This is a genomic window from Bradyrhizobium brasilense (assembly GCF_029714345.1).
In the GTDB taxonomy this organism is placed as follows: domain Bacteria; phylum Pseudomonadota; class Alphaproteobacteria; order Rhizobiales; family Xanthobacteraceae; genus Bradyrhizobium; species Bradyrhizobium australafricanum.
On the sequence record NZ_CP121669.1, the window covers coordinates 5445423 to 5462843 of the forward strand.

Consider the following 17421-nt stretch of genomic DNA (forward strand, 5'->3'; position numbering starts at 1 on the left):
TGGGCAACGCAGTTTCGTCATCGATTTCCGCAGAGCGGACGATCGCCGGCAGGATTGAAGCCGCCGGCCGGCAAGCAACGCAGGTCACGATCGTCCGGCTCGAGGGCGATCTCGTTGCGCTCGCGCGGGACCACGACGCCGGTCTGTGACCCCGATCGGGTCTCGCGCGGCATGATCAACCTGCGCGGGCTCCTTTCACGAACACCCGCATCGACGATGCGGCAGCCTGTCATCACGGAGGCGCCGACCGACGCAACAGAGCGCAGGCGAAAGAATGCTCGCACGCCACGTTGCCAAGACCGACAGTGCGTGGCCGCCGAGACGATTGCAGTCAAGAGCTCTCCGCTGCGCGCGATGGCGTGGCACAATCTGCATGAGCCACCACGTTATGTGCACGATAACAATCATTAGGAGCGCACGCGTGTGCTTCCGTAAGATTACGGTGCAGCGATCGGCCGCTTCACATCTTCGTCGCAGGATCGCGCGGATTTCACGGCAAATCGCGGTGTTGTGCGACGTTTTCGGCTGCGCTCATCGCGCGTTCGACCTTGTGCGATCGCACGCGGCGCATTGCGTGCCCTTCTTGGTGGAATTCGAATCGCTTACCGTTCCACACAGTCAGAAATTGTAAATCGTGTAGCGCACCTGCGTGGGGCCGGCGGTGGAAGGCATTCCGCTGCCGATCAGGTGCACCGTTTCAATTCACCAAGATCATTATCAAGGCTGGAGGCAATGCATGTTGGGGATGAAGAGCGTCGCAAGCGTGATCGGCTCGGACAGTTCGTACCGGCTGTTCGACGACATGCCGATCAGTGTCATGCTCTGCGAGCTGGACAATTTCAAAATCACCTACATCAACGAGTCGACGCGGCAGAACCTGAAGAAGATCGAGCATGTGCTGCCGGTGAAGGTCGACGCGCTGATCGGGCAATCGATCGATATATTTCACAAGAACCCGCAGCATCAGCGCCGCCTGCTGTCCGACCCGAAGAACCTGCCGCACAAGGCGCGCATCACCATCGGCGGCGAGACGCTCGATCTCACCGTGACAGCCATGACCAATTCGCGCGGCCGCTACGCCGGCCCGATGCTGACCTGGGAGCTGGCGACCGAGAAGGCGAGGCTTGAAACGCAGACCGAACGGCTGTTGCAGATGCTAGACAACATGCCGATCAACATCATGATGTGCGACACCGACTTCAACATCACCTACATCAACCAGACCAGCCTCAAGACGCTCGACACCGTGAAGCACTTGCTTCCGGTGGCGCCGGACAAGATCCTCGGCAACTCGTTCGACATCTTCCACAAGAACCCGGCGCACCAGCGCCGCATCGTCGGCGATCCCAAGAACCTGCCGCATGCGGCCAAGATCAAGCTCGGGCCGGAAACGCTCGACCTGCGGGTCTCCGGGCTGACCGACAAGCGCGGCAACTACACCGGCGCGATGCTGAGCTGGTCGGTGGTGACAGGCAATGTGAAGCTGGCCGACGATTTCGAGAAGGACGTGAAGGGCCTTGCCGGGATGCTGGCGTCGGCCTCGACGCAAATGCAGGGCACTGCACGATCGCTGACGACGACCGCCGAATTCGTCAATCAGCGCTCGGCGAGCGCGGCGTCCGCGTCCGAGGAGCTGTCGTCCTCGGTCAACGAGATCAGCCGCCAGGTGGCCGAGGCGAGCCGCATCGCCCGCATGGCGGTCGACGAAGCCGAGAAGTCCGACAAGCTGGTCGCGGGCCTCGTGACCATGGCGCAGAAGATCGGCGACGTCGTCGCCCTGATCAGCCAGATCGCCGGCCAGACCAACCTGCTTGCGCTCAACGCAACCATCGAGTCCGCGCGGGCCGGTGAGGCCGGCCGCGGCTTCGCCGTCGTCGCCTCCGAGGTGAAGGCGCTGGCCAACCAGACCGCCAAGGCCACGGAAGACATTTCGGCGCAGATCAACGAGATGCAGGCCGCGACCGGCAACACCGCGACGGCGCTGAAGGCGATCTCGCAGGTCATCGTCCAGATCAGCGAGATCTCGACCGTGATCGCCAGCGCGGTCGAGGAGCAGGCCGCGGCCACCAAGGAGGTCACCGCCAACATCAACGGCACGACCAAGGCGATCGACGATGCCAGCAAGGCCGCCGAGAACGTGCTGGCGGCCTCCGGAGAGCTCGCCAGCAACGCTTCAGAGCTGGAAGTTCAGGTCGACAAGTTCCTCAAGAACGTGCGCGCGATGTAGCGGCGCGCGAAGGACATGAGCGCGCACTCACCTCTTCGCGTCATTCCGGGGCGATGCGCGAGCATCGAACCCGGAATCTCGGGCCGCAACTTCGAGATTCCGGGTTCACGCTTCGCGTGCCCCGGAATGACGGCCAAAGACGCGCTTGCCTACAGCGAGCGCGCGATCAGGAGCTTCATGATCTCGTTGGTGCCGCCATAGATCTTCTGGATGCGGGAATCGATGAACATGCGCGAGATCGGATATTCCTGCATGTAGCCGTAGCCGCCATGCAGCTGCAGGCATTCGTCGGCGGTCTCGACCTGCTTCTGCGAGCACCACCATTTCGCCATCGACGCCGTCACGGTGTCGAGGTCGCCGGCGACCAGGCGCTCGACGCACCAGTCGACGAACACGCGGGCGATCATCGCCTCGGTCTTGCGCTCGGCGAGCTTGAAGGCGGTGTTCTGGAATTCGAGCAGCGGCTTGCCGAATGCGGTGCGCTCCTTGGTGTACTCGGCGGTGATCCTGACCGCACGCTCCATCGAGGCGACCGCGCCGATCGCGAGCGACAGCCGCTCCTGCGGCAATTGCTGCATCAGCTGCACGAATCCGTTGCCCTCCTCGGCTCCGAGCAGGTTCTCCGGCGGCACCGTGACGTTGTCGAAGAACAGCTCCGACGTGTCTGATGCGTGCAGCCCGATCTTGTCGAGGTTGCGCCCGCGGCGGTAGCCCTCGGCGCCCGCGGTCTCAACCACGATCAGCGAGATGCCCTTGGCGCCCGGAGCCCCGGTCCGCGCGACCACGATGACGAGATCGGCGGCCTGGCCGTTGGTGATAAAAGTCTTCTGGCCGTTGATGACGTAGGAATTGCCCTGCTTCTTCGCCGTGGTCTTGACGGCCTGCAGATCGGAGCCGGTGCCCGGCTCGGTCATCGCGATGGCACCGACCATCTCGCCCGACGCCATCTTCGGCAGCCAGCGTTTCTTCTGCTCCTCCGAGCCATAGTTGACGATGTAGTGCGCGACGATCGCGCTGTGCACGGAGACGCCGGTGGTCAGCTCCGGCACCGTGCTCTCGAGGTCATCGAGCACCGCGGCGTCATAGGCGAAGCTGGCCCCTAAGCCGCCATAGGCCTCGGGCACGCTCGGCAGCAACGCGCCCATTTCGCCGAGCGCGCGCCAGGCCGAGCGGTCGACCAGCTTCTGCTCGCGCCATTTTTCGGCGTGCGGCGCCAGATCCTTGGCGAGGAATTTGCGGAACTGGTCTCGGAAAGTGTCCAGCTCCTCGGTCATCCAGGACGATCGGTAGTGCATTCTGCCCTCGTATTAAATCAGAAGACCGCCGCCGGCGACGATCACCTGACCACTGATGTAATTCGATTCCGGAGCGCAGAACAGATAGACCGCATCGGCCGCCTCCTCCGGCGTGCCGCCGCGGCCGAGCGGGATCATGCGGCCCATCGCCTCCAGCATCTGCGGCTGGACGCCGACCTTAATGTCGCGGCCGGCGACGTCGATGGTCTTCTGCTGGGTCTCGATCGGCTGGGTCAGGCGGGTGTTGATCAGGCCGAACGCCACGCAATTAACGTTGACCATGTAGCGGCCCCACTCCTTGCACATCGTGCGCGTTAGCCCGATCAGCGATGCTTTGGCGGACGAATAGCTCGCCTGCCCGGCATTGCCGTAGAGGCCCGCGATCGAGGAGATGTTGACGACCTTGCGGAACACCTCGCGGCCCGCCTCGGCCTCCCTCTTCGCCATCACCCGGATCGGCTCCGACGCCGCGCGCATGATGCGGAACGGCGCGACCAGATGGACGTCGAGCATCGCCTGGAACTGCTCGTCGCTCATCTTCTGGATCGTCGAGTCCCAGGTGTAGCCGGCATTGTTGACGATGATGTCGAGGCCGCCGAACTGCTCGATCGCGCTGCCGACGAAGCGGTCGGCAAAGCCGGCTTCGGTCACGCTGCCGTTGACCGCGATCGCCTCGCCGCCCATGGCCTTGATCTCGGCGACGACCGCATCGCCTGGCTCGGCATCGAGGTCGTTGACCACGACCCGCGCGCCCTCGCTGGCGAGCTTCAACGCGATCGCGCGCCCGATGCCTCGGCCGGAGCCTGAGACGAGCGCGACTTTGCCTTGCAGTTTCGACATGATCTCTCCTAAAGCGCGATAATGGCTTCCCCGGCGAGCTTGATCTCGCCGTTCTGATCCTTCGTCGTCAGCGCGAGTTTTGCGCGCTTCTCACCGCCCTGCTCAATCAGCTCGGTCACCGTGCCCTCGCAGGTCAGCTTCGCGCCGAGCTGGGTGATCGCCGCAAAGCGGGTCGAGAATGAGCGGATGCGCGACGGCGCCACCGCGTCGGTCAGCGCCTGGCCGAGATAGCCCATCACCAGCATGCCGTGCGCGAACACGTCGGGGAAGCCGGCCGCCTTCGCGAAATCGATGTCGACATGGATCGGATTGTGATCGCCGGAGGCGCCGCAATACAGCGCGAGGCGATGGCGGGTGATCGGTGGAAACTCCTTGTGGACGATGCGGTCGCCGACAGAGGGAGAGCTGCTCATGACGGCCTCGCATTGCGTACCACGACGGTGCGCGAGACGTCGGCGACATGGACACCGTTCTGGTTGGTGACGGGGGTGTCGACCACGATCAGCGTCATCGCCCCGCCCTTCTTGTCGGTCACGCCAGTGACACGCGGGTGGAAGGTCAAGGTGTCGCCGACGACCACGGGAGCGTGATAGTCGAAGCGCTGCTCGCCGTGCAGCACGCGGGCCAGATCGATGTCGAGCGCCGTGAGGAACTCGAACGGGTCAGGTGCATCCATCATCTCGAGGCAGAACAGATAGGTCGGCGGCACTGGCGCTGCCGTGAAGCCGGCCGCCTGTGCGGCCGCCTCGTCGCGATAGACGGCATTCGTCTCGCCGAGCGTATCGAGGAAGAAGCGCAGCCGCCCCGGCTCGACGCGCGCGGTCACGGGCGTAAATGGTCGCCCGACAGCGGATTGATCGACCATGACGACCTCAAGCGCGTTCGTAGAGCGTCACGACGCAGGCGCCGCCGAGGCCGAGATTGTGCTGCAAGCCGATCCGCGCGCCCTCCACCTGCGTCGCCGCAGCGGTGCCGCGCAACTGCCGCGTCAGCTCATAGCACTGCGCAAGCCCGGTGGCGCCGAGCGGATGGCCCTTCGACAGCAGCCCGCCGGACGGGTTGGTGACGATCCTGCCGCCATAGGAGTTGTCGCCGTCGTCGATGAATTTCGCGGCCTCGCCCTCGCCGCACAGGCCGAGCCCCTCATAGGTGATCAGCTCGTTGTGCGCGAAGCAGTCGTGCAGCTCGACGACGTCGAGATCATCAGGCCCGATACCGGCGGCCTCGTAGACCTTTTTGGCGGCATCGCGCGCCATGTCGTAGCCGACCACCTGCATCATGTCGGAGGCACCGAAGGTCGACGGCGTATCCGTGGTCATCGCCTGCGCCGCGATGCGGACCTGCTTGCTGAGGCCGTGCTGGTCGGCGAATTTCTCCGAGACCAGGATCGCGGCGGCGCCGCCGCAGGTCGGCGGGCACGCCATCAGCCGCGTCATCACGCCGGGCCAGATCACCTGGTCGTTCATCACGTCGTCGGCGGTGACCTCCTTGCGGAACAGCGCCAGCGGATTGTTCTTGGCATGACGGCTCGCCTTGGCGCGCACTTTTGCAAAGGCGGAGAGCGGCGTGCCGTATTTCTTCATGTGGCTGAGGCCGGCGCCGCCGAAATAGCGCAGCGCCAGCGGCACGCCGGGCGCGTCGACCAGCTTGTCGGCCGCGGCGTCGAAATCGTCGAACGCACTGGGACGGTCGGTGAACACGGCCCCGAGCGCACCGGGCTTCATCTGCTCGAAGCCGAGCGCCATCACGCAATCGGCCGCGCCCGACTCGATCGCCTGCCGCGCCAGGAACAGCGCGGTCGAGCCGGTCGAGCAGTTGTTGTTGACGTTGACGATCGGGATACCGGTCATGCCGACCGGATAGAGCGCGCGCTGCCCGCACGTGGAGTCGCCATAGACATAGCCGACATAGGCCTGCTGCACACGGCCGTAATCGAGACCGGCGTCGGCGAGCGCGAGCTTCGCCGCTTCGGCGCCCATGACGTGATACGGCGCATTGGCGCCGGGCTTGACGAACGGGATCATGCCGACCCCGGCAACATAGGTGCGTGACGTCATCGCGTGTCCTCCCGGAAATTACCCACTGGACTATTTATTACCCATGGGTAATATACGGGCGATCTTCCGGAGTCAATGCGACAACAGCCGACGCGATGGACGCCCGCTCCCCCTCTTCCAGCAACGAGTCGCCCTGGCTGCCGTTCGAAAGCCGGCGCCGCGCCCGCGACGAGAAGCGCGAGGCGGTGCTGCGCACGGCCGTCGCCCTGTTCCTCGAACAGGGCTATCACCGCGCCACGCTGAACGACGTCGCCAAGCGGCTCAACATCACCAAGCCGGCGCTCTACAACTACTTCCGCGGCAAGGACGAGATCCTGTTCGAGTGCTGGTCGATCGGCAATGAACTGGTCGACGAATGCATTGCCGAGACTTCGGCAGGCGGCGGCTCGGGGCTCGACAAGCTGCGCAAGCTCACCGTCCGCTATGCCGAGCTGATGACCGCGGACTACGGCAAGAGCCTGGTCCGGTTCGACATCCGCGACCTCAGCGAGGACAACCGCAAGATCGTGCAGACCGCCAAGCGGCGGATCGACCGCGCCTTCCGCGACTATATCGCGCAGGGCGTCGAAGACGGTTCGGTGAAACCCTGCGACCCGAAGCTCGCGGCTTTCGCCATTGCCGGCTCGCTGAACTGGATCGGCCACTGGTTCCAGCCGGGCGGCGAGCTGAGCGGACCTGCCGTCGCTGAGGAATTCGCGATCCGTCTCACCGAAGGCATCGCCAAAACAACAACGCAAACGACATCAACGCGCAAGACAACGGCGCATGAGAAGGCGGACAAACCGCCTCGCAAGGGAAACGCATCAAGGGAGGAGACGAGTGAACATCACACACGGACTGCGGCGCGCGCTGCAGGTCAATCCAAACGGGCTCGCAGTCGTCTGCGGTGAGCGGCGGCGCAACTGGCGTGAGGTCGGCGACCGCGTCGCCCGCCTCGCCGCCGCGATCCGCGGCCTCGGCGCCCAGGACGGCGACCGCGTCGCGATCCTGTCGTTGAACTCCGACCGCTATCTCGAGCTCTACCTCGCGGTCGGCTGGGCCGGCGCCGTGATCGTGCCGCTCAACATCCGCTGGTCTCCGATCGAGAACGAGGACGCGCTGCGCGACTGCCGCGCAACGATCCTGTTCGTCGACAAGGCGTTTGCGCCGGTCGGCACTGCGCTGGCAGGCGCCATCCCCGGCCTCAAGCTGGTCTATGCCGACGAGGGCGAGACGCCCGCCGGCATGGAGAATTACGAGACGCTGATCGCGCGCAGCGCGCCGATGGCAGATGCCATGCGCGGCCGCGACGACCTTGCCGGCATCTTCTACACCGGCGGCACCACCGGCCGCTCCAAGGGCGTGATGCTGAGCCACGGCAATCTGATGGCCAACGCGCTCAACGCGCTCGGCGAAGGTCTGTGGCCGAGCAGCACGATCTATCTGCATGCGGCGCCGATGTTCCACCTCGCCAATGGCGCGGCGATGTATTCGGTGCTGCTGTCCGGAGGATCCAACGTCGTAATCCAGGGCTTTACGCCTGACGGCGTCGCAGCGGCGGTGCAGAAGGAGCGCATCACCGACGTGCTGCTGGTGCCGACCATGATCCAGATGTTCGTCGACCACCCGACGCTCGGCAATTACGACCTGTCGTCCTTGAAGCGGATCTCCTACGGCGCCTCCGTGATCAGCGACGCCGTGCTGATGCGTGCCATGAAGGCGCTGCCGCATGTCGAGTTCACGCAAGCCTACGGCATGACCGAGCTGTCGCCGATCGCGACCCTGCTGCACTGGAAGGAGCATATCGGCGACGGCCGCGCCAAGGGACGGCACCGCGGCGCCGGCCGGGCGACGCTTGGCGCCGAGGTCAAGATCGTCGATGCGGAGGACAAGGTCGTGCCGACGGGCACCGTCGGCGAGATCGCGGTGCGTGGCGACATGGTGATGATGGGCTATTGGGAGCGGCCGGAGGAGACCGCGCGCGCCGTGATCGACGGCTGGATGCACACCGGCGACGGCGGCTACATGGACGAGGACGGCTTCGTCTACGTCGTCGACCGCGTCAAGGACATGATCATCTCCGGCGGCGAGAACGTCTATTCGGCCGAGGTCGAGAACGCCCTCGCCCAGCACGCGGCGGTGGCGCAATGCGCCGTGATCGGGATCCCGAGCGAACGCTGGGGCGAGCAGGTTCACGCCGTCGTGGTGATGAAGAGCGGCGCCAGCGCCACGCCGGAAGAGCTGATGGAGCACTGCAAGGTGCTGATCGCCGGCTACAAATGCCCGCGCAGCGTCGACATCACCGCGACGCCGCTGCCGCTCTCCGGCGCCGGCAAGATTTTAAAGCGCGAGCTGCGCAAGCCGTATTGGGAGAACCGCGATCGGCGGGTGAGCTGAGGGGCAGCTCTCAACGTCACCCCGTCATTCCGGGGCGATGTGAAGCTCGAACCCGGAATCTCGAGATTCCGGGTCTGGCGCTAACGCGCCATCCCGGAATGACGACGTCTCATGACGCCATTCGACCGCGAGCGTTGACATCGGAGCGCACGGCCGATTGGATCGGTTCGAGATTCAATCCAGCGAGTTCCGATGTCCGCACCCGATACCAATACCAACGGCAAGCCCCGCCGCCTGATGCACCGCCGCTCCGTCGAATGTCTCGGCTATCTCCGTGACGACGGATTGTGGGAAGTCGAGGCGCGGCTGGTCGACACCAAACCCTATGCCCGACAGGACAAGCATCGCGGGCTGCAGCAGCCCGACGATCCCGTGCACGACATCCGCCTCCGGCTCGCGGTCGACGACAGTTTTACGATCCGCGAGACCGGCACCACGATGGCCTCGACGCCCTACCCGTCCTGCCTCGACGTCGAGGGCATCTTGCAGCGCCTGGTCGGCGAACGCATAGGCAAGGGCTGGCGCGAACTGGTCCGTCGCAAGATCGGCAGGCTCGAAACCTGCACCCATCTCGCCGAGCTCCTGGGACCGGCGGTGACGACGCTGTTCCAGACCGCAACCTCCGGCAAGGATCCGCAGGGCCGCGGTGCGCTCGATCACCAGCGCGATGTTACCGAGCCGCCGTTCTTCGTCGGCGGCTGCTATTCATGGCGGCTGGATGGGCCTGTCGTGGCCGAGACCTTTCCGCAGTTCGCGCAGAAGTCGACCGAGGCGAAGCACAGTTCGTGAGCGGTGCCCCGCCGCTGGCCAAGGCGAGTGCATGGTGCGCCGCTGCTGGAGCTCAAATGCAGCTCCTCGTCGCAGCTTTATCCCATTCACGCAGATGATCGAACGCGGCACTAGCTCTCCGGCACGCCGGCCATGCGCATTCCCTCATAAAAGCGCTTACGCTTGGCGAGCCATACCGGATTGTCGGACAGGAAGACGACATTGACGTCGTATCGACGAATGCTGAAGTTGGGATCGAGTGCCAGTCCGGCTTTGGCACTGGATTGTGCTTCCTCGAGGTCTCCCATCATGGCCAACGCGCCAGCCAAGTGAAAGTGAGCGAGCGCAAAATTGGGATTAGCCTCAATGCTCCGGCGAAGCCAGTCCAGCGCCTCGAGGTCTGCGTTGGTGCAGGACATCAACTTGGCCATCCCGACAACCATGATCCAGAGAAAGGCACGCGTATCGCGAGGGGACAGTCGTAACGCCTCTTGAATATGCCCCTCGACTTCCTCACCACGTCCCAGCGCATGCTTCCCGAGGCCAATGAACCCATGCGCATCGGCCAAATTCCGATCGAGCGCCAGCGCCTGGCGACATTCAGCGATACCCTTTGCAGCGCGGTGCGTCCGAATTTGAACCGCGCCGAGCAACATGTGGGCTCGGGGGTGATTGGGTGCACGCAACAACACGCCATTCAGCGCCTTCTCCGCGGCCCTGAAATATGCCGGTCCGTCATCGGCCATGGAGGAAGAACCGATCGCAAAATCGACCTGAGCCGCGGCAACCGCTGCTTCAATATTGTCGGGATCAAGCGCGAGGGCGCGCATGAAGAAATCCCTTGCTCGCGCCATAACTGCAGGCGCTATTCCTTTGTTCAGGACAGCCCTGCCCTGAAAATAGAGATCCATCGCGTCCGGCTGGGGCAACCGTTCTGCCCGTCGTGCTTCGGCCTTGATAAGCTCGGCGTTCAATGTATTGGCGAGCCGGGATACGATCTCATCCTGCATGTCCAGCAAGTCGGCAGCGGGCTTGTCGAAGCGCTCGGCCCACACATGGGCTCCGGTTTCCGTGTCAGTCAACTGAACGTTCAGGCGAAAGCGATTGCCGCCGCGTTGCACCGACCCTTCCAGCGCGTAACGGACATTCAATTCGCGACCGATCTCCCTCACGTCCACCGCCTTGCCCTTGAAGGTGAACGCGGTGCCCCGGCCGATGACGAACGCGCCGGCGATGCGCGACAGGTCGGTAGTCAGACTGTGAGTCACGCCATCGACGAAATATTCCTGCTCCAGATCTCCGCCAATATTTGTGAACGGTAGAACAACAATAGACAGGTGTGGGATCGAAGATGAACCCGCTGGCTTTCCGGCGTTGTCCGGCATCGACGAGGTCGTGACACTGGCAGAAGCCGGGCGGTCGGCCTGCTCGCCATCCACGACCAGCATGTAGCCGCGGCGAGGCAAGGTTCTCAGGGCCAATCGGCCCGCCTCTCCCAGGGCCTGCCTGATGTCGCCGATGGCCTGGACAAGCGAGTCTTCCGTGACTTCGCAGTCCGACCAGACCTCATCCAATATCTCGTCCTTATGCACCAGGCGCCCGACGCGTTGCGCGAGGAGCCGCAGCACCGCCCAGGCTTGAGGACGCAACGGCACGATGTCGCCGCGCCCGTCGAGCAGCAATTCGCGGGCCAGGTCCAAGGTCCGGTCGCCGATCACAATCGAAGGCTGCGATGACTTAAGCAAGAATGCCTCGTTGGGCCATTTCGGAAAATATCGGCAGAATATCGGCGAGGTTTCGGGACCTGGCGGCAATTGTACAGCATCATCTTGCGGCGCGGGATAGCAAAACCGTCCCGAGCAGCGATCCACCAAAAGCGGTCAGCGCCAGGCAGACCTCCATGATCAGTTCTGTCATCCATACTGCGCTAAGTATTTCAGGTTTCAACCCTTCCCCGGTCGCGGGGACGGACCGACGATGCGGCCCCGGCGTCACCGACACCGAGATCAGGATCGGCCAGTCAATGCCGCGCAGCGCGCCGCTTTCGAGCCTGAGCAGGTTTTCCCGGGAGTGCTGGACCGGCACCAACGAGCAACATGAGGGGGAATGATTGATGGCCTCTGTCCAAGCATCCGCAAGATTGCTGCACCTTATTCAGTCGCAGCGCGTGACCGCGGTCATCTACGTCGCCGCGAAGCTGGGGATCGCCGAGCTCCTGCGCGATGGATCGCGGCCCCTTGGCGAACTCGTCGAGGCGACCGGTGCGAACAAGCAGGCGCTCCGCCGCCTGCTGACCGCGCTTTCGACCATAGGCATTTGCACGGTCGCTGAAGAGCGATACGCATTGACCGAACTGGGGGCTTGCCTTGACGGGGCCGCAACCCAGTCCCTCAAGAACTGGACGATCTTTGAAGGCCAGTTTCTGACCGAATCGTGGACCGGGTTGCTGGACTCGATCATGACCGGCAAGACCGCCGCGCAACTGCTTGACCATGAAAACAGCTTTGATCTGATGGCGCGCGATCCGGAGATGGTCAGCATATTTAATGCGGCTATGACGGAGGGGACCCGTCTGGCGATTCCGGATATCCTGGGGGCCTACGACTTCGGTGCGTTCGCTCATCTCATGGATGTCGGCGGCGGCTCCGGCGAACTCGTTGGCGCCATAGCCGGGCAGCATGCGCATATCCGAGGGACTATTTTCGACCTTCCGCGCTGCGCCGAATCCGCGACTGGCCACCTGAGGCGCAGCGGGCTCAGTGATCGCGTCGAATTCATGGCCGGCGATTTCTTCCAGACGATTCCATCGATCGCGGATGCCATCGTCATGAAGAACATTATTCACGATTGGAGCGATGAGCGCAGCATGGTCATCCTCGCAAACTGTCGAAGGGCGCTCCCCGGAGGTGGCGTGCTCCTGCTTATCGAACGGATCATGCCGGAATTCCCGAGCGTAAGCGATGCGCACAGGGAACAGACGCTGACCGATCTGCTCATGCTTCGCGGGCCTGGCGGTCTCGAAAGAACGGAAAAGCAGTACGCTTGGCTGTTTCGCGAATCCGGCTTTACTCACACCGCGACCTATCCGGCCGGGCGTCTCAGCGTCATCGAGGCAAAGGTCACCTGAGCTTTCGAGGTCAGACCATTGCTCCCGCGCAATGGAGCAGCGACTGGTTCGAAGGACATCATAGGCAAAAGCATACTTTGGAAGGAACAAGAATGCATCTGCCTGCTGCAAGCAAGTCGTCGTCGCCGATATTGGAGAACCCGGCGTACAAGGCCGTGTTCGCCAAGGTCGACTGGCGCCTTATACCTTTGCTACTGATCGCCAGCATGGTCGCCTTTCTCGACCGCATCAACATCGGCTTCGCACAGCTTCAGATGAAGCAGACACTGCCGTTTGATGATGCAGTCTACGGACTCGGCGCGGGCATCTTCTTCGTCGGATATTTCCTGTTTGAGGTGCCCAGCAATCTTCTTCTGGAAAGGATCGGCGCGCGCAAGACTCTGTTGCGGATCATGGTGCTCTGGGGATTGGCGGCGACCGCCATGATGTTCGTATCGACGCCGCTCCAGTTCTATGCGGCGAGGTTCTTCCTTGGTGTCTTTGAGGCCGGCTTCGCCCCGGGCGTGCTGCTGTACTTGACGTACTGGTACCCGTCGGTGAGGCGCGGGCAGGTCATCGCGATCCTCGCGTCGGCGCCCCCCATTGTGATGTTCATCGCTGGTCCGCTGTGTGGTTCGATCCTGAAGTATTTCGACGGCGTCAGCGGTCTTTACGGCTGGCAATGGCTGTTTCTGATCCAGGGGCTGCCCGCGCCAATCCTCGGCGTTCTCGTGTATTACCTGCTCAAGGACAAGCCGTTCCAGGCCGCGTGGCTCTCGAAGGGGGAGAAGGCGCTGCTGGACGATGCTTTACAGCATGACGAAGAGAACATCGTGAAGGCGACCTCGGGGACGTTCCGGCAGCTGCTGCGAGACCCGAAGGTCTACCTGTTGTCGCTGGCCTGTTTTTGTCTGCTGGGCGCCAACTACACGATGGTGTTCTGGATGCCGACCCTGATCCATAGCTGGGGAGTAAAGGATCCGCTGCTGGTCGGCGTCTATCACGCAGTAGCCAACGCTGCGGGTATCGTCTGCATGATCCTGATCGGTCGTCATTCGGACAAGCGGCGTGAGCGCCGCTGGCACTATGCGACCTGCGTCACGATTGCCGCCGGCGGCTTGTTCTTTCTCATGTTGCTCCACGGCACTTTTGTTGGTTCGATCCTGGCTCTCTCCTTCGCCGTCATCGGGTTTGTGTCAGCGCCGCCGCTCTTCTATGCATTGACCAGTGAGTATCTCTCAGCAGGCGCGGCGGCCGGCGGCCTTGCCCTCGTCACCAGCCTCGGAAATCTCGGTCCGGCGGTAAGCCCGTCGATCACCGGGTTCATCGTGCGGACCACCGGCGACAACATCTATGGCATGTACTTCGTCGTGGCGCTGTACTTGCTCTCCGGCGCACTCCTGCTGCTGAGCATGCGGCCCGCAACGAATGAGTTGCTCCTGTCGAGGAGTTGACCCATCCTGCCAAGATCAAGCCGCCGCAGCGGAATGCTCGACCACAGCCTGCGGCGGGTTGCGGAAGCCGATTGCGATGCGGTTGTAGGTGTTCATCAGGCCGATCGCGATGGTCAGGTCGACGAGTTGCTTCTCGCTGAAGGTGGCGCGCGCCGCTTCATACGCGTCGTCCGGGATCGCTGTCTCGGCCACGCGGGTGACGGTTTCCGCCCAGGCCAGCGCGGCGCGTTCCTCGCCGTCGAACAGTGCCTCGGCCTCGCGCCAGACCTGCAGCACCGCAAGCTTCTCGACCTTGACGCCCATCTTCAGCAGGCTGCGGGTATGCGAGTCCAGGCAATAAGCGCAGCCGTTGATCTGCGATATCCGCAGATAGACCAGTTCGACGAGCTGCGCGGAAAGCCCGCTTTGCGTGATGTAGCCATAGACGCCACCGAGCGCCTTGATGCCCGCTGGCGCGACCTTGTTGTAGTCGATCCGCATGCTCATTGCTTGTGTCCTTCCTTGTCGAACACAGTCAGCGCCTTGTCGTTGCTGTCGACGACGAACACCGCAAGCAGCTTCGCCGGTTCGGTCGCGCTGGCGTTGCGCCCGAGCACGTGATGCGCGCCGGGCGGCTCGAAGAAGCTGTCGCCGGCCCGATAGACATGCGCGGCCTCGCCTTCCAGCTGGCTCTCGATCGCGCCCTGCAGCACGTAGACATAGAGAAACGCCGATTTGGCGTGATGATGCGGCGCCGACGGCTCGCCGGGCGGGAAGTTGACCTCGACCGCGATCAGCGACTTGCCGGGAATGTTCGTGATCATATGCTCGAACTTCGGCGTCACCGATTGCGCCATCGCCGGGGTCGCTAGCGCCGCGCAGGCCAGCAGCGTCGTCATCAAGGTCTTCATCTCGTGCCTCCATTGCTACCGGATAGATGCGGGCACGCATGGCCAAAAAGAAGCACCAAGAATGAACCGAATTGGTGTACCACGAGCCATGCCCAACCCGCTTCCCATCGCGCTCGACCGGTCGGCCAGGACGCCGCTCTCCGAGCAGATCCGCAAGGCGATCGCGGCGGCGATCGACAACGGCGTGCTGGTGCCGGGCGCCCGGCTGCCATCGTGGCTCGACCTTGCCGCGCAGCTCGGCGTTGCGCGCGGCACCGTGCGGGCGGCCTACGACAAGCTGTCGGACGCCCAGCACATCGTGTCGTCGAAGGCGGGCGGCACCACCGTCGCGAGGCGGCCCAGGAAGGCCGCCAAGCCCGATGCGCCGGTCGCTCCCGGCTCGGTCGTGGAGATGTTTCGCGATCTGAGCGGTCAGGGACACTTTCGGATGGGCGTCCCCGCGCAGGATAGCCTCCCCGCCAAGCTGCTGGCGCGAATCCGCGCGCGCGCCGTCCGGGCGGAATTGAGCGCGGTGATGCGCTATGTCGATCCACGCGGCGAGCTCGAATTGAGACGCGAGATCGCGGCGCACCTCGCGATCGCGCGCGGTCTCGAATGCTCGCCCGCGCAGATCGTCATCACGTCGGGATTCAGCGGCGGGCTCGGCCTCGCGCTGCGCGTGCTCGGCCTCGAAGGCCGCCGCGTGTGGATGGAAGACCCGGGATTTCCATTGACGCGAAAGGGCCTCGAGCTCGGCCGGCTGGAGGTCGTCCCGATTCCTGTCGATGCCAACGGCATCGATGTCGAGCACGGTCTCAAGCACGCCCCCGACGCGGCACTCGCGGTCGTGACGCCGGGCCAGCAGGCACCGCTCGGCCCGCCGCTGTCGCCGCAACGTCGCGCGCAGCTGCTCGACTGGGCCGCCCAAACCGGAGCCTTCATCATCGAGGACGACTATCTCGGCGAGTTGCAGCTCGATGGCCGTGCCGCGCCGGCGCTTGCCTCGCTCGATCGCGCCGGCCGGGTGATCCATCTCGGCTCCTTCAGCAAGACGATCTCGCCGACGCTTCGCCTCGGCTTCCTGGTTGCTCCGGAGCCGTTGGCGGCGCAGTTCGCCGACGTCGCGACGTGCCTGGTCCCTGCTCCCGGCCCGGCGGTGCAGCTGTCCACCGCGGAGTTCATGCGCGACGGTCACTACATCCGCCATCTCAGGCGAACCAAGCGGGGCTATTGCGACAACCGCGATGCGCTGACGACGGCGCTACGGAGCTGGAGCAACGACGTGCGGGTTGCCGGCCTCGCCGTCATGCTGACGCTGCCGGACAAGACCGCCGATGTCGAGATCGTCAGGGCACTGCTCGCGCACGGGCTGGCGCCCGCCCCGCTCTCGCCCTGGTATGTCTCACCGAAGCGCGCGCAGCCGGGTCTCTTGCTCGGCATTGCAACGGTGCCGGATCGCGGCGTTCCGGCCGCATGCAAGCTCCTGTTCGAGGCGATCCGCGCCCAGGGTCGCATCCAAAGTGCGCCGGTCTCGCGCCGGATCAGGAAGCCCGCAGCCCGGTGAGCGTCAGGCTCAACGCCTTGAGCCGCTTGCGCGCCTCGGCGTCATAGGCCTGGGCATGGGCGCGGGCCTCGCGCTTGCCGTCGAAGAACAGCCCGCTCCGGCCTGCCACATCGTCGTCCTGGACCAGACGCAGGATGGCATCACCGCCCTGCTCGACGGTCGAGATCGGCGTCGCGCCGCTGGCGCGCACCATCGTGGTGTTCATGTAGGTCGCAGGGTGCAGCGAGTTGACGGTCACGCCGGAGCCTTCCAGCTCCGCGGCCAGGTCGATGGTGAACATGATCTGCGACAGCTTGCTCTGAGCATAGGCGCGCGCGCCGCTGTAGTTCTTCGTGATCATCACGTCGCCGAAATCGATCGGGTGCTGGCCGAGCGACGCGACATTGACGATGCGCGCCGGCGTGCTCGCCTTGAGCCGCGGCAGCAACAGATGCGCGAGCAGGAAACCGGCGAGATAGTTGACCGCGAAGCGCAGCTCGTGGCCGTCCTTGCTGGTCTGCCGCGCCGGCCCCTCGTTTTGCGAACCGATGCCGGCGTTGCTGACGAACACATCAAGGCGTTCCTGGTCGTCGAGCACCAGCTGGGCGAACTCGCGGACCTCGGCGAGCGAGGACAGATCGGCCTGGTAGAACATCGGCTCGCGGCCGCTGAGGCGCTTGATCTCGTCGGCGAGCGTCTGCGCCCGCTTGGTATCGCGGCCGTGGATCAGGACCCGGGCGCCGGCCGACGCCAGCTTCATCGCGACGTAGCGGCCGACGCCGTCGGTGGAACCGGTGATCAGCACCGTCTTGCCTGCCATATTCATCGAAATTGCCTTTCGACCGTTCGCCCAGCGCTGTCAGCAAAGATAAAGGCGCCGCGCGGA

At 64.2% G+C, this 17421-nt stretch carries 18 protein-coding genes; 7 read left to right on the forward strand and 11 right to left on the reverse strand.

Features of this window, described 5'->3' with window-relative positions:
* Nucleotides 1-17: 17 nt before the first annotated feature.
* Entirely contained in the window at nt 18-335 is a 318-nt protein-coding gene (locus QA635_RS25705) for a hypothetical protein (protein ID WP_283062078.1), read from the reverse strand.
* Between the two features lie 401 nt (nt 336-736).
* Here QA635_RS25705 and QA635_RS25710 point away from each other — a divergent pair, with 401 nt between their 5' ends.
* Nucleotides 737-2227, forward strand: a complete 1491-nt coding sequence (locus tag QA635_RS25710) for a methyl-accepting chemotaxis protein (RefSeq protein ID WP_283062080.1) — start codon at nt 737-739, stop codon at nt 2225-2227.
* A 149-nt stretch (nt 2228-2376) separates the two neighbouring features.
* On the opposite strand, the gene QA635_RS25715 is transcribed toward QA635_RS25710, so the two are convergent.
* From QA635_RS25715 to QA635_RS25735, 5 genes are read right to left on the reverse strand one after another with little or no spacing between them, the layout of a single operon-like run.
* A complete protein-coding gene (locus tag QA635_RS25715; RefSeq protein ID WP_057019698.1) occupies nt 2377-3522 on the reverse strand; it encodes an acyl-CoA dehydrogenase family protein in 1146 nt (381 codons plus the stop codon).
* A 12-nt stretch (nt 3523-3534) separates the two neighbouring features.
* Complete coding sequence (locus tag QA635_RS25720) at nt 3535-4362, reverse strand: SDR family NAD(P)-dependent oxidoreductase (RefSeq protein WP_283062083.1); 828 nt, start codon at nt 4360-4362, stop codon at nt 3535-3537.
* A gap of 8 nt (nt 4363-4370) precedes the next feature.
* Complete coding sequence (locus QA635_RS25725; protein ID WP_283062085.1) at nt 4371-4775, reverse strand: MaoC family dehydratase; 405 nt, start codon at nt 4773-4775, stop codon at nt 4371-4373.
* Nucleotides 4772-5227 (reverse strand): MaoC family dehydratase N-terminal domain-containing protein, encoded by a 456-nt coding sequence (locus QA635_RS25730; RefSeq protein ID WP_283062087.1) that lies wholly within the window; start codon nt 5225-5227, stop codon nt 4772-4774. Before QA635_RS25730 ends, QA635_RS25725 begins: the two co-directional genes overlap by 4 nt.
* A gap of 7 nt (nt 5228-5234) precedes the next feature.
* Nucleotides 5235-6419 (reverse strand): lipid-transfer protein, encoded by a 1185-nt coding sequence (locus QA635_RS25735; protein ID WP_283062089.1) that lies wholly within the window; start codon nt 6417-6419, stop codon nt 5235-5237.
* A 95-nt stretch (nt 6420-6514) separates the two neighbouring features.
* Between QA635_RS25735 and QA635_RS25740 the strand changes: the two genes are divergently transcribed.
* From QA635_RS25740 to QA635_RS25750, 3 genes are all read left to right on the forward strand, one after another.
* Complete coding sequence (locus tag QA635_RS25740; protein WP_283062091.1) at nt 6515-7309, forward strand: TetR/AcrR family transcriptional regulator; 795 nt, start codon at nt 6515-6517, stop codon at nt 7307-7309.
* Nucleotides 7239-8795 carry an acyl-CoA synthetase gene (locus tag QA635_RS25745; protein ID WP_283062093.1) on the forward strand — a complete coding sequence of 519 codons (1557 nt, stop codon included), beginning with the start codon at nt 7239-7241 and terminating at the stop codon, nt 8793-8795. The genes QA635_RS25740 and QA635_RS25745 overlap by 71 nt, the downstream gene beginning before the upstream one ends.
* 192 nt (nt 8796-8987) lie before the next feature.
* A complete protein-coding gene (locus QA635_RS25750) occupies nt 8988-9584 on the forward strand; it encodes a DUF2889 domain-containing protein (RefSeq protein ID WP_283062095.1) in 597 nt (198 codons plus the stop codon).
* 110 nt (nt 9585-9694) lie between these two features.
* Here the strand turns inward: QA635_RS25750 and QA635_RS25755 are convergent, their stop codons facing one another.
* The gene (locus tag QA635_RS25755) at nt 9695-11308 is read right to left on the reverse strand and encodes a winged helix-turn-helix domain-containing tetratricopeptide repeat protein (protein ID WP_283062097.1); all 1614 of its coding nucleotides are present in this window, start codon (nt 11306-11308) and stop codon (nt 9695-9697) included.
* Between the two features lie 79 nt (nt 11309-11387).
* On the reverse strand, nt 11388-11648 hold the full coding sequence (locus QA635_RS25760; RefSeq protein WP_283062099.1) for a hypothetical protein: 261 nt from the start codon (nt 11646-11648) through the stop codon (nt 11388-11390).
* Nucleotides 11649-11676: 28 nt separating this feature from the next.
* Between QA635_RS25760 and QA635_RS25765 the strand changes: the two genes are divergently transcribed.
* Together QA635_RS25765 and QA635_RS25770 are read left to right on the forward strand one after the other, a co-directional pair.
* Nucleotides 11677-12690: a methyltransferase gene (locus QA635_RS25765; protein ID WP_283062101.1), complete on the forward strand. Its 1014-nt coding sequence runs from the start codon at nt 11677-11679 to the stop codon at nt 12688-12690.
* Between the two features lie 92 nt (nt 12691-12782).
* Nucleotides 12783-14123, forward strand: a complete 1341-nt coding sequence (locus tag QA635_RS25770) for an MFS transporter (RefSeq protein WP_283062102.1) — start codon at nt 12783-12785, stop codon at nt 14121-14123.
* Between the two features lie 15 nt (nt 14124-14138).
* Here the strand turns inward: QA635_RS25770 and QA635_RS25775 are convergent, their stop codons facing one another.
* Complete coding sequence (locus QA635_RS25775) at nt 14139-14609, reverse strand: carboxymuconolactone decarboxylase family protein (protein ID WP_283062104.1); 471 nt, start codon at nt 14607-14609, stop codon at nt 14139-14141.
* The gene (locus tag QA635_RS25780) at nt 14606-15013 is read right to left on the reverse strand and encodes a cupin domain-containing protein (RefSeq protein ID WP_141340552.1); all 408 of its coding nucleotides are present in this window, start codon (nt 15011-15013) and stop codon (nt 14606-14608) included. Before QA635_RS25780 ends, QA635_RS25775 begins: the two co-directional genes overlap by 4 nt.
* Before the next feature lie 88 nt (nt 15014-15101).
* Here QA635_RS25780 and pdxR point away from each other — a divergent pair, with 88 nt between their 5' ends.
* Complete coding sequence (pdxR, locus tag QA635_RS25785) at nt 15102-16556, forward strand: MocR-like pyridoxine biosynthesis transcription factor PdxR (RefSeq protein ID WP_283062106.1); 1455 nt, start codon at nt 15102-15104, stop codon at nt 16554-16556.
* Here pdxR and QA635_RS25790 read toward each other — a convergent pair.
* Nucleotides 16534-17361 carry an SDR family NAD(P)-dependent oxidoreductase gene (locus QA635_RS25790; RefSeq protein ID WP_016846301.1) on the reverse strand — a complete coding sequence of 276 codons (828 nt, stop codon included), beginning with the start codon at nt 17359-17361 and terminating at the stop codon, nt 16534-16536. The genes pdxR and QA635_RS25790 overlap by 23 nt on opposite strands.
* Nucleotides 17362-17421 lie beyond the last annotated feature (60 nt).